The organism is Streptomyces sp. SID12501, from assembly GCF_010550245.1.
Taxonomy (GTDB): Bacteria; Actinomycetota; Actinomycetes; order Streptomycetales; family Streptomycetaceae; genus Streptomyces.
In genome coordinates, this window is sequence record NZ_JAAGLU010000732.1 from 1 (window position 1) to 428 (window position 428).

Sequence of the window (428 nt, forward strand, 5' to 3'; positions counted from 1 at the left end):
GCTGCGCCTGCAGCAGCAGTACTTCCTCGTCGCGTGCTCGATCCGCGACTTCGTCGAGAACGTGCTGCCCGAGGACTTCGACCTGCACGACCTGCCCGAGCGCATCATCTTCCAGCTGAACGACACGCACCCCGTGATCGCCGTCCCGGAGCTCATGCGCATCCTGGTCGACGAGAAGAAGTGGGACTGGGACGAGGCGTGGGCGGTGACGCAGAAGTGCTTCGCGTACACGTGCCACACGCTGCTGCCCGAGGCGCTCGAGGTGTGGCCGGTCGAGCTGCTGGGCCGGCTGCTGCCGCGGCACCTGGAGATCATCTACCGCATCAACGACGACTTCCTCGCGGAGGTCGCGCAGCGGTTCCCCGGTGACGAGCTGCGCCTGCGCCGCATGTCGATCATCGCCGAGCACCCCGAGCGGTCCGTGCGCA

The 428-nt window shown here is 67.5% G+C and carries 1 protein-coding gene; it reads left to right on the forward strand.

Annotated elements, in window-relative coordinates; all coding sequences use genetic code 11:
* On the forward strand, nt 1-428 hold a 428-nt coding region (locus tag G3I71_RS48175), incomplete at both ends, for a glycogen/starch/alpha-glucan phosphorylase (protein WP_164325295.1).